Genomic DNA, 26,558 nt, shown 5'->3' with positions numbered 1-26,558 from the left:
AACTTCACCAACATTAAAAAATCGCAGAATATTTTAACGTTCCTAAAGCATTCTTTCCTGCCGGTCCCACGGGCAAATACACCAACCTCTGCTAGCCTTTTAAATTATACGCAAAATCAGCTAATTGCATTGGAAGGAGTACCTCCATGGGGTTGGTTTACTGGCTTGTTGAACGCCTGAAATCGCTGTTCCTGAAGACGCCGCCGGGTCAGGGCGCCCCGCGCAGACGCGGTGGTGTACCCTCCTTAGGTGTGCCTTCCTTAAAGGAATACTATGAAGTGCATCTGGCAGATCATGGGCGGGCGCTTGATGAAAAGCTCCGGCAACCTAAAAAGTTCAGCACTTGGCTGCTACAAGACATTAACGCAGAGCACTACAAGTTTCTGTATGTGAACGGCTATCTTATTCAGTCATTGGAGGAAGAGGTTTCCCCCGCTGTATTGAAAAAGAAGCTCAAAGCGGTACTGGATGACTTGCGGGATTTCTTTCCGGAAGACACTTGGACCAAAAAAGCACTGGATGATAGAGAGATTCTGCTGCGGATCAGTCAGTCTGATTTGAGACCGTTCCTGCCGAACTTTGCGGAGCTGGTTGGGGTGGACCTGGCTGAGCTGGACATTCAGGAAGATCGACGCAAGATACCACGGGACCCTAACAAGAATCGTCCCGTGAGTAAGGTGGACAAGATCGAGACGCTTTCGCCGGCCTTCCTGCTCATGCAAATCTATCCCCCCACTCGAGACAGTCTGTTGTCCCCGAACTTTGTGGGCGGTGCCCCCTGGCTGCCGAAAAAGATGGCCTGGCCGTTGGGGAAGGACGGGGTGCCTATGCATTTTCTCGCCCAGATCGATTTGAGTTCTTTGCCAGCCGCCCATTTCGATGATGCACGAATTCAGGCGCTGCCGCAGTTTCCAAGCCAGGGTACGGTGTATTTCTTTCTGCGGGTCGGGGATGACGATGAGTTGTTTGCCCATAACGATGCCGGGGATTGCACCGTACTGTATTGTCCGGACCCGGTGTCCAAAAACGACGAACGCAAATTGCCAGCAAAGCTTGGGCCGATCCACTCGTCAACCTTAAACAGTGTTTGCCTGAAGATCCGGTCCTGGCCGAAAGTGCCCCTGGAGCCGCGGGTGTGTTTATCCGATGAGGAATTCAATGAATGTGACTTGGATGAAGATGTTACGGAAGACCAGGACAAGTTGGATTGGCTTAAGTCTTTGCGCGAATACCAGTTGGCCAGTGTGACAAACTGGAGTGCCGACAGCGGATACGTCACGAAAAAATGGAACTGGCTGAAAGATTTTCATGAGGGCGAGAAGGACTATGGTGATAGAAAAACCTTCGATATGCCCACCTCCTTTCCCTGGTACTACATTCAGATCACGGCCATCGTTCAGGTGTTCCTCAAGAAGCTGTACCCCGATTGGCAATCCGACCGTAAACGGCTGGCGCTGATTGAGGAGGCAGTAAGGCCGTTCGAAAAGGATGCACATAAATGGATCGACTGGACCAGGAAAAAGGGCTATTTGAATCCGGTTTCTGCCCAGGATAAAGCCCAGTTTCATAAATGGTTACAGGCGATTCTGAATCGCCAGCATGTCAACGAAACAGACAAGATGACAGGCGATCAAATGGAGAAAGACACCCGAGAAACCAGGCCCGGTCGGTATTCACCCAAACGGCTCCGTGACCGTGAGATTCGCTCCCTCATCGAGAGCATTCTGCGCCTGGGATTCGACGATGGATGGCCCTTTCTTATGTCGACCGCCACGATTGCGGAGATCCCGAAAGATTTTCTGGAAGCGATGCATCCGGAGAAACGCCGACAGAAAGGGGACGTCCACCAGGTGTTTGGTGTGCCGAGAACGATTTATAAATGCAAGGATCTGGTGGAGAAGGGTTATGTCATGCTGTTGCAGGTTTATGATGATCCCAATGCACGAATTGCCTGGGGTGCAGGCGGGGATGTGATGTTCTGGATAAAGCGGGAGGATCTGGCGCAAGGGGATTTTAGCAAGGTGTTGGTGCGTATGGAGATGTGATCTTCGCATACAGTACGGCGGTGAGACAGATAATCATAATTTATCATATGTCTCGGTCTTTGCCCTATCCATCCACCCATCCCACCCGACTGGTAAAATGCGACAGCAATCCGCCCGCGCAGTTTTCCGTTGCGCAAATCCGAGCGTTTTTGCCTTTTTTCACCATATTAATAGGTTCAAACCACCCTATCATTTCGCTGAAGGTCTGGCTGGCTTTACCACGAAGCCGGTTGTTGTTACATGCGGATATAAGGTGTTGGATTGTTCATGCAGTATCTCACGGAAGAAGTTCAAGAAAAGGTCAGGCGTCAGGGTCAACTCATTCCGTCCCTGTACGGTGGGGTGGATTTTAGCAAGGTGCCTGAGCGCTTTGCCGGCGGTGAGCAGGATGAGAGTTGTCTGCCTGCGCGCCAGAACGAGCGGCGTAAAGCAATGCTCCAGGACGTTGATCGTATTGATCGCTACCGCGCTTACACCATGCTGGGGGATACGGTGGCGGATGCCTACGCGGCCTTGTCGCCGGAGTACGGTTTTCGCAACCTGATCGGAATGCTCACCACCGCCTGCGAAAAAGGCGTGGATTCGGTCGCCAACGCGCCGGCTGAGTTAGTCAGTTTTATCCAGGCGATGGAAACCATACCAGAGTGGCTGGATATGGCGCTGGTTGAGGAGGGCGCGCGCATCACGCGGATTCAAATGGGGATACAGGTGCCGTTTGTGATTCGCGGTGTGTTCATCTCGACGTTCACCAACAAGTACTCCGGTTTGCCTATGGCGTTAACCGGTACCCTGGCCGGTCAATCTTCGGCACGGAGAATACAGGAAACCTCCAGCTTTTTTACCACCGCCTGTCTGCCCGGTGCGTTGGAACGGCATGGTGTTGGGTTCCGGGCGGCGGCCATGGTCCGGCTGATGCACTCCATGGTACGCTTCAATCTGCTGACCCACTCCAAGCGCTGGGACACCGCGATCTACGGCATTCCCATCCCTCAAATTGATCAGATGCCGGCGGGTATGGTGCCGGCGCTGCTGGTGGCACGCAAAGCCATCAAGCGCAAGAGCAAAACATTCACCCAGCGCGAGCGGGCGGTGGTTGAGTTCTGTCGTTACCAGAGTTACTTGCTCGGATTGCCGGAGGAGCTGTTACCTGGTACCCCCGAAGGGATCATAGAGGTCATCATGACCTACTTTGGCACCCTGCGCGATGGCTATGATGACGAAACCTGTGGCGCCCTGGCCAGAGCCACCATGGAAGCCTACCGACCTCAGGATCAAAGTCTGCGCAGCCGAATCTACAACAGTTTGGAGTGCAGTTTTTCCCGCGTGTATTTTCAGTGGTTGTTCCCCGGTTCCGGTAAAGGCTCCATGGCCCAGCCAATGGGTATCGAGTCCGGTATTCAGGATTATGTGAAGTTTCTTCTGGTGGCGCTCTATCTGGCCCCCAAGGTGGGGTTCCATATGGTGGCGTCCCGCACACCCATTCTGAATCGGTATGCCGATCGGATTCTGGTGCGCAAGATCAATCGGCTGTTGGTGGAATACGGCCACGCGGAATACACCACCGATGCCTCGCAGTATACGGATGGGAAGAACGAAACAGCGACGGCATAGGGATATGGGCCTTTCAGGCTGAACAACAATAATAAATAAACCAAAAAAAGCAGCAACGCTGTGTGGGGGCGTAATGATGTCCAGGTTTTCGAATGCGGCACGTTCGCGAATATTGGGAAGTTTGTGTGTATTTTTGTGTGTATCGTCCGTTGGCAACGGCTATGGCGCAATCGTCGAAAATCTCACGGTGGGCAATGCCAAGGCGTTGGCGTTGGGGAACGCGGTAACCGCAGATCCACCGGGGATCGATTCCATACACTTTAATCCCGCCGGGTTGGTACGGCTGGACGGCCGCCAGATGAATCTCAAGCTGTTGGTGGCTGCCATGCAGTTTGAGGTGGATTTTGGCGGCCACGATAGTAAAACCCAGCAGGCGATTGAGGATTACGGTTACGAAGACGAGGCCGCGTACGCCAGCAGCGAGACCTCCACCATCGGCATCAAAGTGCCCTTCACCGACGGCGTTAAGGAATGGCCACTGCCGTTCCTGGTTATGCCCCTTGGTGGGGCGTCTTACAGTCCACCGGGCTCTGAGGTCACCTATGCAACCGCCGTTTATACGCCGATGGCGGCGGGCTATATCCGTGATGAAGATGATCCGGGGCGTTTCATGGGGGAGGAGTTATCCCTGGTTAAAATAACGTACTTTTCCCCTTCGTTTGGTTTCCAATTGACAGACACTCTGTCCGTGGGGGCCTCCGTGGGTATGTCCTGGCAGGGTGCCGGTGTCAAGTTGCCGTTGCGTGTACCCAATTCGGTGTTGATCTTTGCCGATACCCTGGTGAACCTGTTTCAAAGTCAGGGTTTGTGCCCCGGTCAGGATGATCCAACCCCCTTTCTGGATTTGTGCGGCGGATCGGTGGGGCCCTATACCGAAATTTTTGATTTGGAGGTGGATGCTGAAGCGCCCTTGGTGTGGAATCTCAATATTGGTGCGCTGTGGGAGCCCACTCCCTGGTTCACCTGGGGATTCGTTTATCAGGCCGAGAGCATCGGGCACCTGGAAGGTTCTTACCGGTTGGAATACGGGGATGAGTGGGTCAACTTCTTTGGGGATCTGCGTCAATCGGATGCCTGGAACGTCATCAATGCCGTGATCCCGTTTCCATCGGGGTTGCAGGATTCGCCGGCTGGTATTGGGGTTGAGACCGGTGATGTGTCCATGGATGTGATCATGCCGGCCCACTTCTCTACGGGGGTGAGTGTACAAATGACGCCAGCCTGGAAAGTGAATTTTGACGTGAAGTGGACGGATTGGGGGGCATGGGAAGGCCTGGAACTGGAGTTCGACAAGCAACTGGATTTTTTGAAGTTGGCGAGCCTGCTTTCCCCTTATGCAGAGTTGGAAACCCTTACCATTCCCAGGAACTATGAAAGTGTCTGGAACTGGGCGCTGGGTCTGGAGTATCAGTACAACCACAATCTGGCATTCAGGTTTGGCTACGAGCCCCGTAAGACCTCCATACCGGATGATAAGCAAGACGTTCTGTTGCCGTTGGGGGATGCAGAATTGTTTGCGTTTGGGTTTGAGTATCGATTCGGTGTCGATCAGATCATTGAGGCGGGCGTTGGCTATCTGCATGCAGAAGCCGATGTGCCGGCCGGCAGCAGTACCAATTCCAACAGTTCAGATCAACTGAACAATATCATCTATAACCCCTATGCGGGCACAGACTTCAGTTCGCAGGTGCAGGGTTTGCTGTTTGAGTTGAGTTACACCAGCTCATTCTGAGCCATGAGGTGAATGTGTTGTCGCACCCTGTTCAGGCGCTGGGTGGAGGTGCGAGCATGGCCACGATCATGTCGGAAAGGATGTGCGCCAGCTTCTTCTCTGTGATCGTGTTATTCGGTGCACTTCGCAAATAGCGCACCACCGTGAACAGCGTGGAGTTGATGATGACGTAAAGTTTTCCCTCCAGGTGCTGTATCGGGTAATCCTGGTAGTGACGCACAAAATACGGTTGCGCCATCGACAGAAAAAACTTCTCCAGCGGGTCCAAAAGTCTTTCCAGGGGCAGACTGTTCCAGCTCCTCATGATCTCCAATGACAGTGCATCGTTCCTGATGGCGTTCATGCCATACAGAATCAAATAGTTGGTCACGGACTTCAGATCAAACTCGACGTAACCCAACTGGGTGGCGTGTTCCCGAAAAACGTTGGCGACCTTTTCGCTCACCCGCTCCATGAGTGCTTCCAGCAAGGCCTCTTTGTCGGGGAAATATTGATACAGGGAGCCTATGCTGACACCGGCGGTTTCGGCAATGTGATTGGTGGTGGTGTCTTCCAGTCCGCGCTCTGCCAGTGTGGTGGCGGTGGCTTCGAGTAATCGTTCTACCATTTCGCGTGAACGTTTTTGTTTTGGAATCTTGCGCATGGCGAGCCTGAATCAAAAATACGAGTTAAATAAGTATGTATGCTCAAAATATGTTAAGGGCTAATTGAACGGCAAGCAAGGTTGAGCAGAAGCAGAAAGTGTAATTTGGTCGAGGTTTTTTATCTCTTGTTTTTCCGGTTTGGAATGGGTGTTGTGACGTCCGTTGCGTTACGCATGGGCTGTGTAAATTAAGCCTGATAATGAACGATTTCCCTCTTTTTTGCTGGTGGTCTGAACGTTCATTATAGATCTTCGGCGAACCGCTCGTGATGAGACTGTGCAGGCCGAAAGTGATTACACAAGAAAGTGATTACACAAAAGGGTAATCAGATAAAACAGAATAATAATGGGAGTCGGGTTGTGAAGGGTGTTCGAATGTCCGTGCTGGTATTGTTGTTGATCGTATTGGCCGGCTGTAAGTACACGGTGACGGTGCATGATCCGGAAAAGGTATGGCCTGGTTATGTTTTGCCGTCGCGCTCACTGGGCAGTACCACGTCGGCAATGGATCTGCAGGGTAACATTGTCAAAACTTTCCCGTGCCCCGGGTTCCCCGCCAAAATGCTGGATGACGGTTCCATTATCTGCAACAACCTGAAATTCGGCCGCCTGATTGTGCCTGAAATTCGCCAGGTTTCCCGCGATGGTGATGTTCTGTGGCAGTTCAGAGGTTGGTCAAACAACTCGGCCAAGCAGCATCACGACTATCAGGTTACCGGTAATCCTGTGGGTTACTATGTGCCGGGTATGACCATGGTGGGCCCCGCCGATGGCGGCAATGTACTTATTATGGCGAATAAAACATTGGCGCCCTGGGAGCAGGATATCCATTACGGATTTTTAAAAGACGATGTGATTTATGAGGTCGATCCGTTTGGCAATGTTGTGTGGGAATGGTATGCCAGTGATCATATTGATGAAATGGGGTTTACCGAGTCGGCGCTGAGGAGTATCCGGCGCAGTTTGTCCAATGACTGGCTGCACATGAACACAGTCTCTTATGTCGGCCCCAATCAATGGTATGAGGACCTGGGCGATGAGCGCTTTCACCCTGAGAACCTGATTGTCGGGTCAGCAAAGGCCAACTGGGTTGCCATTATTGAAAAATCAACTGGCCGCCTGGTCTGGCGTATGGGGCCGGATTACTCCGAAGGCATGCCCGGTGCGAATCTGGGTGGTATTCGTTTTTCGCACAACGCTCATATCATTCCAAAAGGGTTGCCCGGTGAGGGGAACATTCTGGTCTTCGACAACGGCATGCCATCCGGGCGCGGTGATCTGGCGTTGAAAGGTAAGTTCAAATCCCGCGTTCTGGAATTCAACCCCATCAATTTTTCTCTGGTGTGGGAATACACCGACACCAGATTGTTCAGTCCGAACATGAGCAGTGCCCAACGCTTGCCCAATGGCAACACCTTTATCACAGAAGGTTTGAGCGGCACGTTGTTGGAAGTCACTGCGGATAAGGAACTGGTGTGGGAGGCCCATGGCCCGCCCACGTACCGCGCCTATCGGATTCCATTCCAGTGGGTGGACAGCCCGCAAGAATAAAACAAAGCGTTTTGTACATAACAATAATGAATGCGAACAATGCACGGAGGTTTCTATGCCCGAGCTGATGATCAATGGCACAAAAGCCACGGTTGAGTTACCTGATGGGATACCGCTACTGTGGGTGCTCAGGGACTACCTTCACCTGACCGGGGCCAAGTATGGCTGTGGTGTGGGGCTGTGTGGCAGTTGTACGGTTCATATTGATGGCGAGCCGGTGAAATCCTGTATTTATCCTGCCGCGAACGCCATCGGTCGGGACATCACCACCATCGAAGGCATCGGTCAATCGGCCATGGGGCAACGGGTGCAGCAAGCCTGGACGGAGCAAAACGTCCATCAATGTGGTTATTGTCAAACTGGCCAGATCATGTCTGCGGTGGCGCTGTTGAACGCGAATCCCAACCCCAGCGATGCGGATATCGATTTGGCTATGTCCGACAACTTGTGCCGGTGTGGCGTCTATAACCGAATACGAAAAGCCATTCACAGCGTTGCTGACAGTTGATCAGGGGTATCGGTTATGTCACAAGTTTCTCCTGTTTCACGTCGCTCTTTTCTGAAGCTTTCTGCCCTGGCCGGTGGTGGGTTGCTGGCCGCCTGGCGAATTCCAGTGCTGGCCGCGGAAAACGAAATTGCCGCGGCCGATGACGCCATTCAGCCCAACGCATTTGTCCGTATTGCGGCGGATAACCGCATCACCATCATTACCACCGCCGCTGAAATCGGTCAGGGCACCTTAACCGCGATTCCCATGCTGGTTGCGGAGGAACTGGATGCGGATTGGGATTGGGTAAGCTGGGAACTGGCGAACCCCACGCGGGAGTACAACAACCCCAAAACGTTCACTCAATTGACCGCCGGCAGCTCCACCATCAGCTCCTTATATCAGCAACAACGGCAGGCGGGGGCGGCGGTAAAGGCGGTGCTGGTGAAGGCTGCTGCGCGGAAATGGGGTGTTGCGGCGTCATCGTTAGAGACTGAACTGAGCAGAGTCATCGACAGGCGGAACAACAGAAGTGCCACCTACGGTGAGCTTGCCGCAGAGGCGGCCAGCATTTCAGTGCCGAGATCGCCAACGTTAAAACGCCGTTCTGAATTCACCATCATTGGTCGCTCAAAAGTGCGTTTGGACGGTGCTGACAAATCCAATGGCCGTGCGCAATATGGTTTTGATCTCTATCTGCCTGGAATGCTGACCGCGGTGGTGAAACGGGCTCCGAAATTCGGTGCCAGGCTCATCCGTTTCAATGCCGCGGAGGTGAAAAGCAGTCCGGGGGTGGTCGACGTGGTTGAGATTCCCAGTGGCATTGCAGTGGTAGGCAACGATTTCTGGTCAGTGCGACAGGCCAGGCTCAGGCTGCGTCCGGAGTGGGATCTGAGTGCGGCCGAACAGGTGTCCACCGAGGAACAACTCACCCACTACGAAAACCTGATGGAAAAAAGGGGCACCGTGCGCCGGAATCAAGGTCTGGTGGCACTGGCCCAGGCCCGCGCCGATCAAACGCTGGAATCCACTTACCGTTTTCCCTATCTGGCCCATGTGCCCATGGAGCCACTCAATGTGGTCATGGATTACGACGGCCGAAACTGCGAAATCTGGTGTGGTACCCAGTGGCCGGATGCAGATCGGTCGGCGGCAGCCAATGTGCTGGGGCTGCCCATTCGGCGGGTCACCTTGCACCCCCTGCTCAGCGGGGGTGGCTTTGGGCGCCGCGGTACCATGGATCAGGATTTTGTGCGTGAAGCAGCGCACCTGGCGAAAATAATAAAGCAGCCCATCAAACTCGTCTGGACGCGGGAGGATGACATCAAGGGCGGGTATTATCGCCCAAGCGCGGTGGTTCGTTTAACCGGCAGCCTCAATAGGAGAGGGGAGGTCACCGCTCTGCTGGGGCGTATAGCCTCGCAATCGGTTGCCATCGGGCCGTTGATGGAAGCGTTCATAGCCTTGATCGGCGAGGATGCTCGTACTGCCCAAGGCATTCAGGAGGTCCCCTATGACATTCCCAATCTAAGGGCCGAAGTGCATTACGAAAACTACGATGTACCCGTCACCTGGATGCGCTCGGTGGCGAACTCTTTCAATATCTACGCCCTGGAAACCTTTATGGATGAACTGGCGGAAGCGGCCGGGCAGGACCCCTATGACTTCCGCCGCAGTATGTTGGGCAGCAACCCCCGCTGCCGGCGGGTTCTGGAGCGGGTGGCCGCAGCAGCGGGTTGGTCCAGCCCGCCGCCTGCAGGTCTCTATCGGGGAATGGCCCTTCTCAATTCCTATAACAGCTATATCGCCCAGGTGGTAGAGGCCAGTCTGGACGGTGATCAACTGAGGGTTCACCGAGTGGTCAGTGCCGTGGATTGCGGCATTGTGATCAACCCGGATCTGGTGCAGGCCCAGATCGAATCCGGGGTGGTGTTCGGATTGTCCTCCGCGATGGGGGAGATCCGCTTCCACAACGGCGACGTCATGCAAAGCAATTATCACGACTACCCGATTTTGCGCATGCACCAAACACCCACCATAGAAACGCACCTGATAGACAGTGATGAGCATCCCGGTGGTGTGGGTGAGTTGGGTGTTCCCTGTGTGGCACCGGCTCTGGCGAACGCGATCTATCAAGCAACAGGAGAACGCATCAAATCGCTGCCCATGATGAATCATAACCTTCAACTCAAGTAGACGTATTGGCTTTGCCCTGATCAGGAAGACGTGATGTTTTCCTGGAGGGCTGTTTGAGCGCCTTTACTATAAATTCTGCAACCGAAAAACCAACAATAACAATCATAATTAGAACACGTAATTTGGAGTACCCATGCCGGCAACATCAGTTCAATCATCTCTTTTGGGAGCGATGATCTCATTGTTACTCACCACGCCCTGTTCTGCAGTAGTGGAATCAGCGGATTACCCCAACGACCCCAGATTTTACAGTCAATGGGGATTCGAGCAGCCCAATGACGCCGATGTGGATGTGCTCACCGCATGGGAAATGGTAAAGGACAAACCGCAATCGGAAGTGATCGTTGCAGTGATCGATACCGGTGTTGACAGTACCCACCCTGATCTGGTGAATCGTGTTGCACCGGGTTATGACTTTGTTTACGACGATTCCAATCCGGTGGACATGTTATTCCCCCACGGTACGCCCATTGCTGGCATCATTGCCGCGGAAAAGGATAACGACTATTCGGTGGTGGGGTTGACCGGGGATATGCCGGTCAAGATCATGTCGTTGCGGGTTTATTCCACGTTGGAGCTGCTTGGCCTGATGCCTGTTTCGGCTGCGTCACGTGCCCAGCGCCTTGAAAGCGCCTTCAGTTACGCCATTGATAACGGGGCCAACGTCATTAACTTTTCATCTGCGGTGGCGTTAAGTGCGGTGGAGTCGGATCCGCACCTGAAAGCCACGGTGGAATCACTACTGAAGAAGGCCCAGGATAAAGGCATAATCATTGTTGCCGGGGCCGGCAACAGTGGGTCACTGAATCCGGACTATTTTCCTTACCAGTGGGACCGGCCCAATATAATCAATGTGGCATCCATCAACCGCCGGGGCGCCCTGGCCGCGGATTGGGATCAGTCCGGGCCAGAGCCACGGGACCACAGTTCTTACGGCGCGCACGCGCACCTGGCTGCCCCCGGTACAGAGTTGGAAAGCACCTGGCCTTCTAATGACCTGCTGGATATCACCTTGTTCAGTCCGGATAGTGACAACGGTACGTCATTCGCAGCGCCTTATGTGACTGCCGCAATCGCTATGGGCTTGTCGGTGCGGCCGGATCTGATGCAGTCGGATTCCCCTGCTGCCGCGCTGAATAACATTCTTACCCTTCGTAAAGCGTTGCATCTGGGCGTACAAACTACACCTGAATTGCAGTCCACCGTGAATGGCGGTGAACCCATCGTCGTCGCAGGTGGATTTCTTAAACTCCCTTTATTTCTGGAAAATCTGGGTATTCGACTCAGCGAGCGCAACGGAGAGAGCATCACCACGTATCCCAAATCCGTTGTCCGGGCGCAGGAGAAAGGCGGCGCCTTTAACCCTTATGGCGGTGTCATCCGCCTGGAATACGAAAACCGAACCCTGGTAGCAGATGGCACGCAATCACATGATGACCATGGCATCCTGCGCTACGAATGGGATTTTGGCGACGGCCATAGTGCGCAGGGTGCGGTGGTTGAGCACACCTACGATCGAACGGGAACCTATTATGTGACCTTAAAGGTCATGGACGGTGAAATTGACCCTGTAACCGGAGAAGGCAAGTCAGATGTTTCGGCACCCCAGCGAGTGGAAGTGTTACCCCCTGAGTATGACTTTGTGAAAATACGCTACAAGGCCAACGGTGAGGGGTTTGCGCAAGAGGGCAGGATGTTGTCGGGCAGGATTGATATTCGAAAAATTGGGTCGTTGCGCAGAATAAGAGGCACCAGTCAGTTTCTGGATGAAAACAACCAGTTGGTGAAGGTGAGCGTTACCACGTCGTTTCCAGTGCTGGGGCTGGTGGCCGGCAATATTGCTTTTTCGCACCCGAATTTCAACCGAAGCGTCAACTTTGCGACGATTAATCCGGTGAGCTATGACGCGAGTACGAATACCTATTCGCTGAAGGTAGAAGAAATGGAACTGCATTTTACCGAAAAGACACGCCGTTAGCAGTGTGTCGTAAGTTCAAATGGGTCATGGATAAAAGGAGCACCTGAATGGGCGTATACAAGGCAACTAAAATCATCAATGGATTGTATCTGGTGGCTATCCTGTCGATAGCCATTTACAACAATCTGATTCAGGTCAACACAGAGAGTAATGGAGTGGATCGTTTGATCGTCGTGCTGCTCGCCCTGTTGGTTTCCATCCCCAACCTGGCCACGATCTGGGCATTGCCTCCCCGGCCCAGGTTTACCAAAACCACGATCATGTTGAATCTGGTTTGCCTGATTCTGTTTGTGATCGGGATGGTTTCCCACGATCAGGAAAATCTGGTGATGTATTGGGGCGTTACTGTGGTATCCATTTGTGTGATCAATATAGCGGTGTTGGTGTCGTCGATGCTTGCCCGGCGTGAGGGTCGATTTGCGACGCCTGCCGCCTAGTTAAACGGTTTCAATCCCTCCGGGGTCAGTTCCTGATCCCGGCGTTCATTCTTTTTTTGAGTCTTTGGAATCTCATCGTTTTGATGGGAAGTATTTATTTGAGAGTAAGATCCGGTATTTGCGATTGTGCAGCCAATTTATGCAGTTTGCGAGTTGAATGCGAGTAACTCTGACGATTATTGTGCCTTGCTGAGGAGGTGTAGATCTGCACTTTCGGTAGTCACCACAAGAAGTAGAAACAGCAGTATTCAAAAAAATAAGAGGAAGCCTTAATGAAAATCATAGATACAATAAAACGGGCCAAATGGCCACTCGCCTTAACCACAATACCTATACTGGCGCTGTCAATGGAAACGGCTGCCGCCGAATCTTGCGACAACGGTTTTCTGGTTGCTAACGGACAACGCTGTGTGCAATGGGATCACATCTCTGTGATCGAAAGAGAGCCGCAGCCCACTGATCCCGGTAATTACTTTTACGACTTTGATAAAAGTTACGACAATATGGGCGCTCTACTGACCAATCGGCCCATGATAGAGCCGGATGCGGCCCTTGGTGGATTCTATATGTACAACGGCGACTTTGTTCGCCTTGGTGTTTCCTATCCATCCTTTGTTGCTGCCTCCGGCCGGGTAAAGAACGCCGAGCGGCCTCCCTATCGGGATGATGCCCGCCAACGCAGGCTGCCTTATAACCTGAATGCGGTGAAGGCGGCAGACGGTGCGGATCTGGCGGCGCCGAACTGCACCGTGTGCCACTCCAGTGTGGTGCAGGGTAAACTGGTACAGGGGTTGGGTCGCTTCAACCACTTTATCGGTACCGATGCCAGCGGCTTTACCTTGAATGTTCTGGGTATTGGCGCGGCTTCTATATTCCGTGGCGATACCCTGGATCAGCTTAAGCATGGCCTCACCCTGTTGACCCGTCTGTTCCGCGATGCATCACTGCACAGTCATTTGTTCGATGTGTTTGCCGGGCTGGGCATGCGTCATGATCCTGATACCCTGGAGTGGACCGGCCGGATAAACCGCTTGCAAGGCCACAACCCGAATTCCGGTATGAAGGGTTGGATCGATTTCCCTGCCTGGTGGCTGACGAAGAAAAAGAACGCGCTTTACCAAGCTGGAAATGGACGTGGGGAAAAGGCCGATCACATGCTCTACATGAGTTGGTTCTCCGTTGACGGGATTGAAGAAGCTGAAGAAATCCAGAACAACTTTGCGCACGTACAGAAGTGGATCGAAGAAGAAATTGAAGTGCCCAAGTACGAGGATTTCGGCCCACCGATTGATTACAACCTTGCCAGTGCAGGTGAGCCGGTATTCCTCAGAAACTGCGCGGTTTGCCACGGTACCTACTCAGAGAATGACGCAGAAGAAACCTACCCGAACTTCCTGGTGGATCTGGAAGAAGTTGGCACCGACCCCTACCTGGCTCAGAAGAACTGGATTTACCCTGTAAAAACCTGGTGGGACAATTCCTGGTACGGTAAGCGTGGTACGTCCAGTATTGAGGTCACCAACGGCTATGTTGCGCCGCCGCTTGATGGTGTGTTCATTACCGCTCCCTATTTCCACAATGGTTCCGTGCCTACGCTTGAGGCGGTTCTGGATTCGTCCAAGCGCCCAACCGTTTGGACCAGTAACTACAAAGACAATGACTACGATTGGGATGCCGTGGGTTGGGAGAACAAGCCCCTGGATTGGAGACCCAATTTTGAAGTCAAGCCTCTGACGGGGATCGGTATTGGCCGGGGTCGTTACGATACCCGTAAACGCGGCAACTCCAATGCAGGACACACCTACGGTGATTTGTTGACTGCGGAAGAGCGACGCGCGGTACTCGAATATCTGAAGACTCTCTAAACCCAGGAGTAGCCGGGGTGGTGGTTAACGCCACCCCGGTCATGTTTCAAACTCAATTCTGACATTACTACATCGCCCGTACTTCCAGATCCGGTAACGTTCTTAAATAAGGTGCGAACTGGCTAGGGTCTCCCTCAAAACCGTCACTGATGAACATGCTGACCACCAGACCCATAAAGCCGCTCGTGGGGAATGCTTCAATACCGTATCCCACATTCGGCATCTGTCCGGGGAAGACCTCCGGTGGATCTTCCCGCTCGAGGTCATCCTCATACAGAAGGGACATGGGCTCATTGAAGTCACCCAGGTAATCCACAAACGCCACGATATCCAGGTAGCGCTTTGAGGTTACCCAGATCCAGTTGTCAGCCGGGTCCAGACCGGCCTTGATCATCTTTTTTTCGTTTTCATCCACGACTCCGTCGACAATGCCAGGATTGTCGGGCCAGGCCGAGGTGTAGGTGGCCGCCCCCAGCAAGCGGTTGGCATCCACCGACATGGTCAAGGTCGGGTTCACCATCAGTTTGCGTCGCAGCTCCGGAATCACGCCCCGCACATCAAACATGATGGATTTGGGATAATGATGAATCTGCATACTCATTTGCATAATGGAGACGCCAAACAGGTACAGGTTGACTTCCAACTGTGTGGTGGTGCGAATCGGACCAATGATCTCGCTGGAGGGCAGGGCTACAATCTGGTCGTTGTTCAGCTCGGTGCTGGTGACGGAGGTGATGATGCCGGTATTGAGGCGGAGCTTCAGGGAATCCAGGGGGCGTTCACCGACGTAGTTCACGTAGGTGAAATCATCCCATTTCATATGGTTGTCCGGGTTGTAACGCAAGCTGTAGAAGTCCGTTTCCACCAAGCCGATTTCGGCACTGTAGCGCACGTACTGTTCATCCGAGCGCAGCCGGGAATTCCGCACCAGGTATACAAAGCGCTCGACACCGTCGCGATCCCGGGTCACGATCTCAGCCACCATTTCACCATCATACGGTGTGCGGAAGGGGCGGCGTGCCCCGGCATCCTTGAATAGAAACAGCAGTTTATCCGTCGCATCCATCCGCTCGGGGTGACCGGCCAGGGGGACGTGCCAACCATCAAAGTAGATGGCGCCACCGGTATTGTACTGATCGATCTGAAACGGGATGGGTTCCATCACGCCATCCACCATGGCCGCCAGTGACAATTCATCAAGTTTCCAATCCAATACCCAGGGAATGTCTTCCCCGTCCAGGCTGATTACTTTGAATGCGTCAATTGGCTGCAATGGCGGTGGCATGGCTAGGACCAGGGCCGAGTGGGTAAGGGGTATCAGCAGAAGCCAGAATTTCACCATGTTCATGAACTCACTCCTTTATTGGTTGCGTTGCTGGCATCGTGTTTTTAATAACAACGCCAGCGCCGATATCAGGAGTACCCACCCGTTTATGCTGCCACCGAATTTTTCGGTGCTGGTGTTGTTGGCGCTGTTCGGGTCTTCTGTTGCAGCGCTCACGGTGGCGGAAAAATCCATTTTGTCTTTGTTGTCCGTGGCCGTGGTTACCTTGATATTAATCACTTGGCTGGTTCCGGACGCCAGAGAATCCAGATTGAACGTAATCAGTTTCCCAACGGAGGTGTAGGCGATTGAGCTGGGCGTTACTGCGTTGAGGGTTACCAGGTTGGGAATCCGGTGGGCAATCTTGACTGCGTTGGCGGTGTTCGGGCCTGCGTTTTTAACGGTGAGACTGTAGTTGATCACGCCATCCTGATTCTTGCCGTTGTTACCCGCCATGGTTACTGACAGATCTGCGCTGTCAGACACTACACCGCCACCAAAATAGGCGGTACTGGAATTGTTGGACGGGTTTGTGTCCTCGGTGATGGCGCTCACCGCGGAAGTGAAACTCATCAGGGTGTTATTGTCGATTGCGGTGTTCACGGTCAGTTCGATGCCTTGGCTGGAGCCCATGGTCAGAGTGTCCAGATAGAACGTGACTTCGCGGCCTGCTGTGGTGTACGCGATGGAGTCTGGTGTCACTTCGCTCAGGGTAGCCTGGGCGGGTAACAGGTGGGTGATCTCCAAGGAGTCTGCGGTGCTTGGGCCCGCGTTCGATACGTTGATGCGATAGTTGATTACCCCGCCATTGTTCTTGCCGTTGTTGCCCACCATCGTGACCGCCAAATCAGCGGAATCCTGCGGCGGGGTGATAGGGCACAGCTCGGGCTGATCCCAGCAAGTCAACAGTGTTTCGACATTACGGTAATGTGCAGAGCTGGTGGGCCAGTTCTGCAATCCGGTGTGATTGAGTGCCGGGTCGGAGTTCATGGTGAGCAGGCGGTTGTTGTTGACTCCTTCACCCAGAATCACCCAAGCATCGTAAAAACTCTGATAGTGACTTCGATCCGGATACAGCAGAAATCCATTGCCCTCTTCAACATCCGCCAGGCCGTTGGGGATGTGGCAAACACCGCAGAGCTGAAGTTGAGGGTTGATGTTGTTGTTGAAAAACGTTTCCAGTGCGACGCTATTGTCAGCGCTGGCGTTGATGGTGAAGCCCACCGAAAGGGAGAGGGCTGCAAGGGCGCGTGCGAAGGTGTTCATGATTATCAAACTCCATTGTTCCGGATGTGCGTTTTTGTTTTGAGGTTTTGGTTCGAGTTGCTCGCGTAGACTACCGCGCCGGATTGGCGTTGCTCAACGTCATCATTGGCCAATCGCGACGCGAATTCACGCCTTTAATCTAAGGCTAAAACGGTTTGTCTTGAATGGTTTATCTCGGCAAAAAGCGGTTCATTTTTACCCATTGTTCGGGTGATCCTTTTTGGATAGATTGATGGAAAACACAACAAAAAAGAGACGCATCCGTTATGGAAATCTGTATTTCGTCCACTGGGTTGTATTTGCCGCCGCGCATTCAGTCATCCGCTGAATTGTCGGGTTTGATCGGTCGCAGTGAAGAGTGGATTGTATCCCGCACCGGGGTGCGGGAACGTCGGGTTGCCGAAGAGGGAATGGAGTTCCTAGCCGCCAAGGCGGCTTTGGCAGCCATCGGTGATGGACCCCGCCCGGATTGCATCATCAATGCGTCACTGACGCCGGTGCAACTGATTCCGGACAGCGCTGTGTTCGTGCAGAAAGCGTTGGGATGGGAGGGGGTGCCCTGTTGGTCGGTGCATGCCACCTGTCTGTCGTTTGTGGTGGCGTTGCTCAACGCCTCGGGTTTGATTCAGGCCGGGATTTATCGCAGTGTGCTGGTGGTTTCCGCTGAGGCCGGCACACCCTGGCGTAACCTGGAGCAGCCGGAAAGCGCGGCATTGTTCGGGGATGGTGCCGCGGCGGCGTTGCTGGAGCAAAGCAAAGGCGAAAGTGCGGTCAAGGACTGGATCATGTATACCTGGCCGGAGGGCTCGGAATTCACCGAATTCCGCGGCTGTGGCACGCGGCGTCCGCCGGGGCACCCTGATACCCGGCACGATGATAATCTCTTCAATATGCAAGGCCCCAAAGTATTCAGAATGGTGCTGATGCATATCTCCCGGGTACTGAGAACGTTGTTTGAGCGCAATGACATGACGTTCGATGATATTGATCTGTTTATCCTGCATCAGGCTTCGGGTCCGGGTATGGAGGCCTTCGTCAAACTTGGGTTCCCCCGGGAAAAAATCGTCAATATCGTCGCGGATTATGGCAACTGTGTAGCAGCCTCCATTCCAATGACGCTCGCCATTGCCAATGAGCAGGGTCGATTGCGCCGTGGCGACCGGGTGTTGATCGGTGGTACCGGTGCAGGCCTGTCCATTGCCTTTGCCCTGTTGCAATGGTAACCGCATTAATTGACACCGTGATAACCATAAACCACAACGCAGATTGCGAAGTGCCGATTCGGGAGATTCCTCATGTTGCAGCGCATGTACACGGCCTATGGCATTGTCGCCAGCCAGTTTAAACAACGTCTTTCACCTTTGGTGACCTTCACCGGATTTATCCTGCTCCACGGCCTGGTGACGGTTGGGCTGGTGGCGGACCGTGTGTTCTTTCCCGCATTGCGGCGAACCAAAATCTCCGGCCCCATTGTAATTGTGGGCAATCCCCGCAGTGGCACCACCTTTTTGCACCGGTTTCTGGTTGAGCATGAACTGGGTGCCGGCATGCGCATCTGGAAAATGCTGTATCCCTCGCCGACATTGCAGGTGCCTCTGCAACCGCTGCTACCTCTGTTGGAAAAGATCAGCCCGGCTCGACACCATGCCCACGCCGCCCATGAAACCAATCTGACCGCCATTGAAACGGATGACCCCTCTTTGTTGTTTCGTTACTTTGATGGTTTGTTCCTGTATGGCTTCTTCTATGCCTGGTCGAAAACAGAAACCCTGGATGGGTTTGAACAGCGTTTTGTGGCCAATGCCGAGCGTGATTTCAATTGGTATGAATCCCTCTGGCGGCGCAACCTGGTGAGTGAAAAGCGCGATCGCGTCGTGGCCAAGTTGTTTTCCCTGTCCTTGCGTCTGCCACAATTTTTACGGCGCTTTCCCGATGCCAAGGTGTTGTATATGGTGCGTGATCCGTTGGAGACGGTGCCCTCCGGCTTGAGCCTGGTGACCGGTGTGCTGGATGGCCGTTTCGGTTTCTGGTCTTTGCCGCTGGAGCAACGACAACATTTTATCGAGAATATGTACGCCGCCCTGTTGCGATTGAGCCTGCGTTTCCACGAGGACTACACTTCCGGCCGGATTCCGCCAGACAATCTGTATATCGTCACCTTCCCGCGGTTGATGCAGCAGTTCGATGTGGTCATGGACGATATTCTCAAGTTTGTGGATGTTGAGCCTTCTGCTGAATTGAAGCAAACGATCCGGAGTATTGCTGACAAACAGCGCCGATACAAAAGTGCGCATCAATACGATCTGGCCCGCTTCGGTCTTACCGAAGAGCGTATCCGTCGGGACTATGCTGTGATTTACGATACTTTTTTGCAGGATGCCAGCTTGAACGAGTCCAGTTTGAGCGAGTCCGGATCAAATGACGAGGCCGGCTCAGAACAGGCAGCGGCAGAGTCGCAACAGGTATCACCCGCCTAAACTGATCCCCGGCTAAATCCGGGGATCCGGCACGTTTTCTGTTCCTCTTGTTACTCGGCGTCCTGGATGGCGTCGCTGTTCGCTCCCGCTGTCACCCATTCCTTTGGCACCCGATAGGCGCGATATAGGGGTAATCCCCGGGCTTGCCACACCACTTCATGGTCGGAGGTCACCTCCAGCATTCTTCCGGAAACCCCTTCGGTAATGAAGGTATTCCCATTGGGCAGCCGCTGGACGTTGCCCATGATCGGGCTGTAGTGTGGATGATCGAACTGCCAGACTACCGAAAAATCAATCGGGTTGATTTCCAGGGTGCGGGGGCGGCGGCCCCGTGCATGTTGATCGCCATAGCCCGACGCTTTGCCGTTATCAAAAACCAGTAGATTGCCCGCCCCCGGCAAGCCTTCGGGAATAATATGGGCGGCATGGGAAAAGTTCAGGCCGTCGAAATCCGCACCGGGATTTCCTGGTGAGTAATCGGGCCCCAGGCGCCACACGATGTCTCCGCTGAGCTTGTCGATGATGGCGACCCAGCGTGCATGGGGCGATCCAATCATGATGTTGTCCGGGTGAAACCGTTGGTCTCCGAATTCGGAATACCATTGGTTGGGCCCGATATAGGAGGCGGTGTTGACGTGCAGCCAATCGGCGCCCAGCAATCCCCGTTCCAGGTCTTTCATAGCGGATTCGCTGAATCCCATTTCGTCCAGGTGATCGATCGCATCCCATTGCCATAACACGTTGCCGCTGGCATCAATTTCATACAGCACACTATCGATCAGTCTGCCTTTGCGGATGTCCTGTTCGGAACGTGTGTAGGTGAGGTAGCTGAGCACCAGCATATTGCCGCCCTCGGCGGGACCGATCATGTCTTTGCCGGGAACATAGTAGCCAACGGGGTTACCACCGGCGAACTGAAAGTCATGGTGTTGTCGTGCGGAGTCGCTGTCCCAGTCATTGAATTCCCATAGCACCTCACCGTCTGCAGTGAGTTGGCGCAGGGTCTTCTGCACAAAGCCGCCGATTTTGGATGCGTAACACAGAATGGTGGTGTCTGGTAACATTTTGGATGGGTTGCCACCACAGTCGTAATGGGTGACGATGTTCCCCTCCATGTCGATCACCGGCGTGTAGCCACCCAAAGCGCTGGAGGGCAGTGTGTAACTGTCCCAGACCTTATCCGGCTGGTGCACTGTCACGGTGTACCTTTCAATTTTTTCGCAACCGCCGATGCCCACCAGCAGGAATATCCCCGCTGCCAGCATCCCGCCCCGGGGTATTGGTTTGTTGATACTGCGTTTGTACTTCATTCCGATTCCTCACGTTTCATTTTTGTTTTTGGCTCTCAACATAGCATTGCGCCATGGCCCTGGCAGCGGAACAAGGTTGTATTCAGGCAAAAGCACGGCCTAAACCGGCAGGGGCAGACGTTGCCGAAACCGGACAGAAATTGCCTGATTAGCCGCTTGTTGGCTCTGTTTCGGAATTGGTTAAATCTTTACACCATTCTCTTGGAGAGATTCTTCGATGATCCTGATGCCTTCCTACCGCAACCTGGTTGACATGTTGACCCAGCGTGCACACAGCAGCGGGCGGGCTGTCTACGCCAACTTCCTGAACAGTGACGGCGAACTGGCGGAACAGTTGACCTTTCGGGAGTTGAATCAGGCCGCCTGCCAGATCGGCGCATCCTTGCGGGAGCAGGGCCTGGCTGGGCGGACTGTGTTGTTGTTGTTTTTGCCCGGGTTGGATTACATCCGGGCCTTTTTCGGTTGCCTGTATGCCGGCGCCATTCCCGTGCCTGCGTATCCGCCCACCGGTACCAAGGATCTGCAGCGACTGGGAAAAATTGCACTGGATTGCCAGGCGGGGGCCATTTTGTCCAACAGTGGTTTGCTGCCTCAGGTCACCGGGTGGCAAAGTGGATTGGGCGTGACCTGGGATGTGCCCCGTATTTGTGTGGATCACCTGCTGTGGACAGACACGCCGGAGGCGTTTGTGCCTTTTCAGGCGCAGCCTGACGATGTTGCCTTTCTGCAATATACGTCCGGGTCCACCGGGCGACCAAAAGGCGTGGTGGTGTCTCACGCCAATTTGTTAGCGAACTTCGCCCAGATTCTGCAGGGTTTTCTGCGTGATCATCCGATGGTGGATTGGTTGGAGGAATTGCGTTCCGTTTGCTGGTTACCACCGTTTCACGATATGGGTTTGATCGGCGGTATCCTGACGCCGATTTTTGCTGGCGCCCAGGTCACCCTAATGGCGCCGATGACGTTTTTGCGACGGCCCGATGTCTGGCTTAAAGCCCTCTCCGTACAGCGTGCTCATATCAGTGGCGGACCGAACTTTGCCTACGATTACTGCTTGCAGAAAGTCACGGATGCGCAACTCAAACATCTGGATTTGTCCTGTTGGAAGGTGGCGTACAACGGTGCTGAACCTATTCAGGCCGACGTTCTCCAGCGATTTTCTGCCCGCTTCGCCGGCTGTGGGTTTAATCGCAATGCGTTCTTCCCCTGCTATGGCCTGGCGGAAGCCAGCCTGTTTGTGAGCGGTGCCCAGGGTGGGCGCGGCGCCCGCACACTGGCGGCGGACCAGTTTGCATTGCAGCAGGGACGATTTGTGGCCCCTGGCTCAAAGAGCGTGGATCCCCATCAGGATCTGGTGAGCAGCGGCCGGATTGCAGAAGGTACCGCGGTGCGTATTGTACAGCCGGATACCCGGCTGCCCTGCGCCGAGGGTGAAGTGGGGGAAATCTGGGTGCATGGCCCTTCCGTGGCGCAAGGCTACTGGGGTAAACCGGCTTTGTCGGAAAGTACTTTCCAGGCCCGTATCGCGCGTGAGCATTCATCACAGGAGCATTCATCACAGGCGCACCCGTCACAGGCTTTTTTGCGCACCGGGGATCTGGGCTTTCGCTGGCAGGATCAACTGTATGTCACCGGTCGCATCAAAGAACTCATCATTGTGGCCGGCCGCAACCTGTATCCACAGGATATTGAACAGACTGTGCAGGCAAGCCATGAGGATTTCCGACGCCGCGGTGGTGCCGCTTTCGGCCTGCCGGGCAGTGGGCGCGAGCAACTGGTGATTCTGCAGGAGCTGCAACGCAATGGGAACTGCAATAACGATCTTGCCGTGACGGCCGCCATGGCCGCCCGTGCTGTGGCCGCCCGCCATGGTGTGCTGCCCACGGTGGTGGTGTTGTTGCCATTGAATGCGCTGCCGCGCACCTCCAGTGGCAAACTGCAACGGGTGGAGGCCCGCCAGCGCTACCAGGATGGTACATTGAAGTCACTGCACGTCTGGCGTTCAGGCAGCCATCGCGAGCCGCGCAAGGTAGAGCCGGAGCGTCATGCCGGCACTGAAGTGCTGATGCATCTGGATTGGCAGGAGGCGCTCTGCCTGGATGTGCAATTGTGGGTAGCGGAGAAGCTGGACGTGGAACTTCACCATGTGTCGCTGGACGCCACCTTCGCTGATATGGGGATGGATTCGGTGGAGGCGGTGGAGTTGGTGGAGCGTCTTCAGGACCGGATTGGTCGTCCCATTCCGGTAATCGAGATGTTGCGTTATCCCACCGTCAGGGTGTTGATCGAGCATTTGGCAGAGGAACGGCGCCAGCATGAACTGCTGCGGCAGGAGTGTGAAGAAACCTTCGATCTGGGTGTTGAATAGCGCAACCGGGTCGCGCTGCAGTTGGTTCAGAGGTGTCTATGCACAGTCTTGATCATCAGGTCTTGGCCACGTTGCAGGACTGGGTGGAGCGCAGGATTCCCGCCTGGTTGTGCACCATTGTTGCCACCCACGGCTCGTCGCCGCGGCCCGCCGGATCTTTAATGGCCTGCAACCAGTTGGGGCAGGTAGTGGGTTCCCTGTCCGGTGGTTGCGTGGAGGATGACCTGCTCAACAAGTTGCAGTCCGGTGACTTCAGCCGATACCCGCGGCTGGAGACGTATGGCCTGAGTGCTGAGGAAAACGCCCGCCTGGGTTTACCCTGCGGTGGCTACCTCAGCGTACTGGTGGAGCAGATCCCGGATAGCGCGCTGCCGGATCTGGTGCAAATCAACCAGGCGCTCAGTCAGCGCCGCTGTATCGAACGTAAACTGGACCTGGCCACTGGCAACGTCCAGCTGAAGGCGGCGGAAAGCATAAGGCCTGTCCAGCTGGATGAACGCCATTTTGTGCAGGTGTACGGACCCGGTTACACCCTGCTATTGGTGGGGGCCGGTCAGATTGCGGGGTGTCTTGCCGCGATGGCGGGGATGATGGATTACCGGGTCCTGGTGACCGATCCCCGTGCGGATAAGCTGGACGATTTCCGTCTTCATATTCTTGAACCCTCTTCAGGCTGTGAATGCATACTCGGCATGCCGGATGATGTGGTGCGGAGCCGTGCCAGTGATCCTTTCAGCATCGTCATCACCCTTACCCATGATCCGAGGATTGATGATATGGCATTGATGGAAGCCCTGACCCTGGGCAATTTCTACGTCGGGGCGCTGGGGTCTGCCCGCACCACCGAAAATCGGATAGAGCGGCTCAGGCAGCTGCAATTGTCTGAGGACCACATCGCCCGCCTGCATGCCCCGGTGGGCTTGGCCATTGGCAGCAAGACGGCACCCGAAATCGCAGTGGCAATTCTGGCGGAGTTGACCCTGATCCGGCGCGCCCGGGAGAAGGCAGCTGCCTCCCGGATAGCGTCATTAGAAGCCTAATCGCACACCGAGGGCGGCATTTCTCCCTATTTCCCCTTGTGCTCTGGCGGTAAAATATCCAGATCATCGTCCGCTTTGCGTATCCAACGGGGTTCAGGCCATGTCACAGAACGCGCGCTTGTTAAGGGTAAAGGCCAGTTTTATCGACGATTCCTGTGTGGTGACCTATTTGAACGGGTCCGAATCGTTGTCACAGCCCTTCCAGTTACAGCTGGGTTTTCAATCCATCCGGGAATCCTTTTCCAGCGAGGATGTGATTGGCCAGAAGGTGGCGGTTGCCATTCATCCCCAGGGCCGTTCGGACCCCCACTACCTGCACGGACGGGTCAACCAGTTGACGCTGCAGGATGTATCGGACAACGGCACTCGGGGTTATGAATTGTCCCTGGTGCCGGGCTTGTGGTTTTTGTCTCAGGCCGGGTGCAACCGGATTTTTGAGAACAAGACCGCCGTCGAGATTGTGAAGGAAGTGATCAAGTCCTACGGTGCGTTTTGCCCCCTGGAACTGAAGGTGAGCAAACGCTATCTGGTGCGGGAATATTGTGTACAGTTCAACGAAAGCGACCTGGCGTTTGTACAACGGCTGCTGGCGGAAGACGGCATCAATTATTATTTTACCCACAGTGAGACGGAGCATACCCTGGTGCTGGCAGATGCCCCCGGTGGTTTTGCCGATACCCCGGAAGGCACGGTGGTGATCGAGAACCGGGCCCGCACCGGTGGCAGCGAAGGGGTGGCGATTTTCGAGTGGCGTCGCACCCTGCGTTATCATCCCCAGGCCTGTGAGCAGCTCGACTACAACCAGGACACGCCGAAGAATTTCTACAAACAGAACATTCCCACCACCTCCAAATTCTCCCAGGTGCCGGCGGTCAACAGCCTGCAGCGCTATGGCGGCTACAACTTCAAGGATGGCAGCAACAGTTGCCATGACTTTGAGCCGGACTACAACAAACTGCTCACCGCCCACTGGATGGAAGCCATGGAGTCCACACACAATGTGGCCGAGGCGACGTCCAACTGCACCGGTTTTCGTGCCGGCGCCCGGTTCGAACTGGATCACGCCCTGGCGTCGGAGTGTGACAAGTACCTGTTGACCCGGGTCAGCCATCAGGCCAGCAACAGCACCGGCGGTTTGGAACGGTATCAGAACCGGTTCCAGTGTGTGGCCGCCAAAGTGCCGGTACGGCCACCCCGGGAGCAGGTCAAGCGCCACATGCCGGGGCCCCAGATGGCCAAGGTGATGTCCATGAGCGCTTCCGCCTCCCAGGGGGACGCGGACCCGCAACGCATGATCCGGGTGCAGTTTCCCTGGGACAGCGAGCACAACAGCTGCAAGCTGAGGGTGTTACAGGGTTACGCCGGCAGTGGTTGGGGGGCCAGTTTTGTGCCGCGTGAAGGGCAGGAGGTACTGGTGGATTTTATCAACGGCGATCCGGACCGCCCGATTGTGGTGGGCGCCATGTACAACAAAGATAACCAAGGGCCGAAGTACACCGCCACCCAATCCGGCTGGCTGACCCAAAGCGGCAACGCCAATGAATTCCGCTTTGATGACAAGAACGGAGCAGAAGAGGTCTATATGAAGGCCGGCAAGGATTACAACTTTGTGGTGGCCAATAATGAAACCGGAGCAGTGCATAACGACCAGTCTCTGGCGGTCAGCAATATGCGCTCGGTAGACGTGGGGGCGGATGAAACCAAAACCGTGGGCGCCAACCAGTCTTTGACGGTGGGTACCAACCAGACCCTAACCGTGGGCGCCAATCAAAGCAATACCATCGCCAGCAACAAGACCGAAACCATTGCCGTTAATTTTGCCGAAACCGTGGGTGCCGCCAAGGAGCTCACCATCGGAGGTCTGTATCAGGTGACCGTGGGAGCGGCCATGAACGAAACCGTAGCGGCGGTGAAGGCGGAAGAGGTGGGGGCCAGCCGCTTCCTGGTGGTGGGGCAGAGCATGTCCGAAGATGTGGGCAAGGACCGCTCCCTGAACGTGGGCAACACCAGTACGCACACGGCCAAGAAAATACAGATTTCCGCGGAGGATGAGTTGGTGATCACCGTGGGCAAGGCCTCCATCACCATGAAAAAGGACGGTACCATCACGGTCAGTGGCAAAGACATCGATTTCAAAGGCAGCGGCAAGATCAATGTGAAAGCCAGCAAGGATGTGATCATCAAGGGCAAAAAGGTACTGACCAACTGAGTGGTCACCGACTGCGTCT

General features: G+C 54.6%; 18 protein-coding genes. 14 read left to right on the top strand and 4 right to left on the bottom strand.

Features of this window, described 5'->3' with window-relative positions; translation table 11 throughout:
- The first annotated feature begins 146 nt into the window (after positions 1-146).
- From D9N14_RS07615 to D9N14_RS07605, 3 genes are all read left to right on the top strand, one after another.
- Positions 147-2,045, top strand: coding sequence for a DUF1963 domain-containing protein (locus tag D9N14_RS07615; RefSeq protein WP_290578665.1), 1,899 nt, complete (start codon positions 147-149; stop codon positions 2,043-2,045).
- Positions 2,046-2,312: 267 nt separating this feature from the next.
- On the top strand, positions 2,313-3,656 hold the full coding sequence (locus tag D9N14_RS07610; protein ID WP_290578663.1) for an oxygenase MpaB family protein: 1,344 nt from the start codon (positions 2,313-2,315) through the stop codon (positions 3,654-3,656).
- Between the two features lie 133 nt (positions 3,657-3,789).
- Positions 3,790-5,388: an OmpP1/FadL family transporter gene (locus D9N14_RS07605; RefSeq protein ID WP_290578661.1), complete on the top strand. Its 1,599-nt coding sequence runs from the start codon at positions 3,790-3,792 to the stop codon at positions 5,386-5,388.
- A 31-nt stretch (positions 5,389-5,419) separates the two neighbouring features.
- On the opposite strand, the gene D9N14_RS07600 is transcribed toward D9N14_RS07605, so the two are convergent.
- Positions 5,420-5,995, bottom strand: coding sequence for a TetR/AcrR family transcriptional regulator (locus D9N14_RS07600; protein ID WP_290578659.1), 576 nt, complete (start codon positions 5,993-5,995; stop codon positions 5,420-5,422).
- 411 nt (positions 5,996-6,406) lie between these two features.
- Here D9N14_RS07600 and D9N14_RS07595 point away from each other — a divergent pair, with 411 nt between their 5' ends.
- From D9N14_RS07595 to D9N14_RS07570, 6 genes are all read left to right on the top strand, one after another.
- Positions 6,407-7,582: an aryl-sulfate sulfotransferase gene (locus D9N14_RS07595; protein ID WP_290578657.1), complete on the top strand. Its 1,176-nt coding sequence runs from the start codon at positions 6,407-6,409 to the stop codon at positions 7,580-7,582.
- Between the two features lie 55 nt (positions 7,583-7,637).
- On the top strand, positions 7,638-8,090 hold the full coding sequence (locus tag D9N14_RS07590; protein ID WP_290578655.1) for a (2Fe-2S)-binding protein: 453 nt from the start codon (positions 7,638-7,640) through the stop codon (positions 8,088-8,090).
- A 15-nt stretch (positions 8,091-8,105) separates the two neighbouring features.
- A complete protein-coding gene (locus tag D9N14_RS07585; protein ID WP_290578653.1) occupies positions 8,106-10,265 on the top strand; it encodes a xanthine dehydrogenase family protein molybdopterin-binding subunit in 2,160 nt (719 codons plus the stop codon).
- 172 nt (positions 10,266-10,437) lie between these two features.
- Positions 10,438-12,243 (top strand): S8 family serine peptidase, encoded by a 1,806-nt coding sequence (locus D9N14_RS07580; protein ID WP_290578651.1) that lies wholly within the window; start codon positions 10,438-10,440, stop codon positions 12,241-12,243.
- Between the two features lie 47 nt (positions 12,244-12,290).
- Positions 12,291-12,680: a hypothetical protein gene (locus D9N14_RS07575; RefSeq protein ID WP_290578649.1), complete on the top strand. Its 390-nt coding sequence runs from the start codon at positions 12,291-12,293 to the stop codon at positions 12,678-12,680.
- Between the two features lie 347 nt (positions 12,681-13,027).
- Complete coding sequence (locus tag D9N14_RS07570; protein ID WP_290578644.1) at positions 13,028-14,545, top strand: hypothetical protein; 1,518 nt, start codon at positions 13,028-13,030, stop codon at positions 14,543-14,545.
- A 67-nt stretch (positions 14,546-14,612) separates the two neighbouring features.
- On the opposite strand, the gene D9N14_RS07565 is transcribed toward D9N14_RS07570, so the two are convergent.
- Positions 14,613-15,893 carry a hypothetical protein gene (locus tag D9N14_RS07565; RefSeq protein ID WP_290578642.1) on the bottom strand — a complete coding sequence of 427 codons (1,281 nt, stop codon included), beginning with the start codon at positions 15,891-15,893 and terminating at the stop codon, positions 14,613-14,615.
- Positions 15,894-15,905: 12 nt separating this feature from the next.
- Complete coding sequence (locus D9N14_RS07560; protein WP_290578640.1) at positions 15,906-17,135, bottom strand: DUF11 domain-containing protein; 1,230 nt, start codon at positions 17,133-17,135, stop codon at positions 15,906-15,908.
- 266 nt (positions 17,136-17,401) lie between these two features.
- On the opposite strand from D9N14_RS07560, the gene D9N14_RS07555 reads away from it, so the two are divergent.
- Both D9N14_RS07555 and D9N14_RS07550 read left to right on the top strand, forming a co-directional pair.
- Positions 17,402-18,358 (top strand): 3-oxoacyl-ACP synthase III family protein, encoded by a 957-nt coding sequence (locus D9N14_RS07555; RefSeq protein ID WP_290578638.1) that lies wholly within the window; start codon positions 17,402-17,404, stop codon positions 18,356-18,358.
- A 72-nt stretch (positions 18,359-18,430) separates the two neighbouring features.
- Positions 18,431-19,612, top strand: a complete 1,182-nt coding sequence (locus tag D9N14_RS07550; RefSeq protein WP_290578636.1) for a sulfotransferase — start codon at positions 18,431-18,433, stop codon at positions 19,610-19,612.
- A gap of 50 nt (positions 19,613-19,662) precedes the next feature.
- Here D9N14_RS07550 and D9N14_RS07545 read toward each other — a convergent pair whose 3' ends face one another.
- Complete coding sequence (locus tag D9N14_RS07545) at positions 19,663-20,922, bottom strand: aryl-sulfate sulfotransferase (RefSeq protein WP_290578634.1); 1,260 nt, start codon at positions 20,920-20,922, stop codon at positions 19,663-19,665.
- A 217-nt stretch (positions 20,923-21,139) separates the two neighbouring features.
- On the opposite strand from D9N14_RS07545, the gene D9N14_RS07540 reads away from it, so the two are divergent.
- From D9N14_RS07540 to D9N14_RS07530, 3 genes are all read left to right on the top strand, one after another.
- Positions 21,140-23,290 (top strand): AMP-binding protein, encoded by a 2,151-nt coding sequence (locus D9N14_RS07540; RefSeq protein WP_290578632.1) that lies wholly within the window; start codon positions 21,140-21,142, stop codon positions 23,288-23,290.
- A gap of 38 nt (positions 23,291-23,328) precedes the next feature.
- Positions 23,329-24,330, top strand: coding sequence for an XdhC family protein (locus tag D9N14_RS07535; protein ID WP_290578630.1), 1,002 nt, complete (start codon positions 23,329-23,331; stop codon positions 24,328-24,330).
- A 100-nt stretch (positions 24,331-24,430) separates the two neighbouring features.
- Complete coding sequence (locus D9N14_RS07530) at positions 24,431-26,539, top strand: type VI secretion system Vgr family protein (protein WP_290578628.1); 2,109 nt, start codon at positions 24,431-24,433, stop codon at positions 26,537-26,539.
- The last annotated feature ends 19 nt before the right edge of the window (positions 26,540-26,558 follow it).

Source organism: Ketobacter sp., assembly GCF_003671495.1.
Taxonomy (GTDB): domain Bacteria; phylum Pseudomonadota; class Gammaproteobacteria; order Pseudomonadales; family Ketobacteraceae; genus Ketobacter.
The sequence above is the reverse complement of the archived record's forward strand: the minus strand, read 5'-3'. Positions and strand labels throughout refer to the sequence as shown.

Bases quoted from the DNA above. Each gene is read 5' to 3' on its own strand.
- D9N14_RS07610 (WP_290578663.1), top strand. From the start codon at position 2,313: ATGCAGTATCTCACGGAAGAAGTTCAAGAAAAGGTCAGGCGTCAGGGT.
- D9N14_RS07590 (WP_290578655.1), top strand. From the start codon at position 7,638: ATGCCCGAGCTGATGATCAATGGCACAAAAGCCACGGTTGAGTTACCT.
- D9N14_RS07565 (WP_290578642.1), bottom strand. From the start codon at position 15,893: ATGAACATGGTGAAATTCTGGCTTCTGCTGATACCCCTTACCCACTCG.
- D9N14_RS07575 (WP_290578649.1), top strand. From the start codon at position 12,291: ATGGGCGTATACAAGGCAACTAAAATCATCAATGGATTGTATCTGGTG.
- D9N14_RS07585 (WP_290578653.1), top strand. From the start codon at position 8,106: ATGTCACAAGTTTCTCCTGTTTCACGTCGCTCTTTTCTGAAGCTTTCT.
- D9N14_RS07595 (WP_290578657.1), top strand. From the start codon at position 6,407: ATGTCCGTGCTGGTATTGTTGTTGATCGTATTGGCCGGCTGTAAGTAC.
- D9N14_RS07615 (WP_290578665.1), top strand. From the start codon at position 147: ATGGGGTTGGTTTACTGGCTTGTTGAACGCCTGAAATCGCTGTTCCTG.
- D9N14_RS07555 (WP_290578638.1), top strand. From the start codon at position 17,402: ATGGAAATCTGTATTTCGTCCACTGGGTTGTATTTGCCGCCGCGCATT.
- D9N14_RS07540 (WP_290578632.1), top strand. From the start codon at position 21,140: ATGATCCTGATGCCTTCCTACCGCAACCTGGTTGACATGTTGACCCAG.
- D9N14_RS07530 (WP_290578628.1), top strand. From the start codon at position 24,431: ATGTCACAGAACGCGCGCTTGTTAAGGGTAAAGGCCAGTTTTATCGAC.
- D9N14_RS07580 (WP_290578651.1), top strand. From the start codon at position 10,438: ATGATCTCATTGTTACTCACCACGCCCTGTTCTGCAGTAGTGGAATCA.
- D9N14_RS07600 (WP_290578659.1), bottom strand. From the start codon at position 5,995: ATGGTAGAACGATTACTCGAAGCCACCGCCACCACACTGGCAGAGCGC.
- D9N14_RS07535 (WP_290578630.1), top strand. From the start codon at position 23,329: ATGCACAGTCTTGATCATCAGGTCTTGGCCACGTTGCAGGACTGGGTG.
- D9N14_RS07550 (WP_290578636.1), top strand. From the start codon at position 18,431: ATGTTGCAGCGCATGTACACGGCCTATGGCATTGTCGCCAGCCAGTTT.
- D9N14_RS07560 (WP_290578640.1), bottom strand. From the start codon at position 17,135: ATGAACACCTTCGCACGCGCCCTTGCAGCCCTCTCCCTTTCGGTGGGC.
- D9N14_RS07570 (WP_290578644.1), top strand. From the start codon at position 13,028: ATGGAAACGGCTGCCGCCGAATCTTGCGACAACGGTTTTCTGGTTGCT.
- D9N14_RS07545 (WP_290578634.1), bottom strand. From the start codon at position 20,922: ATGAAGTACAAACGCAGTATCAACAAACCAATACCCCGGGGCGGGATG.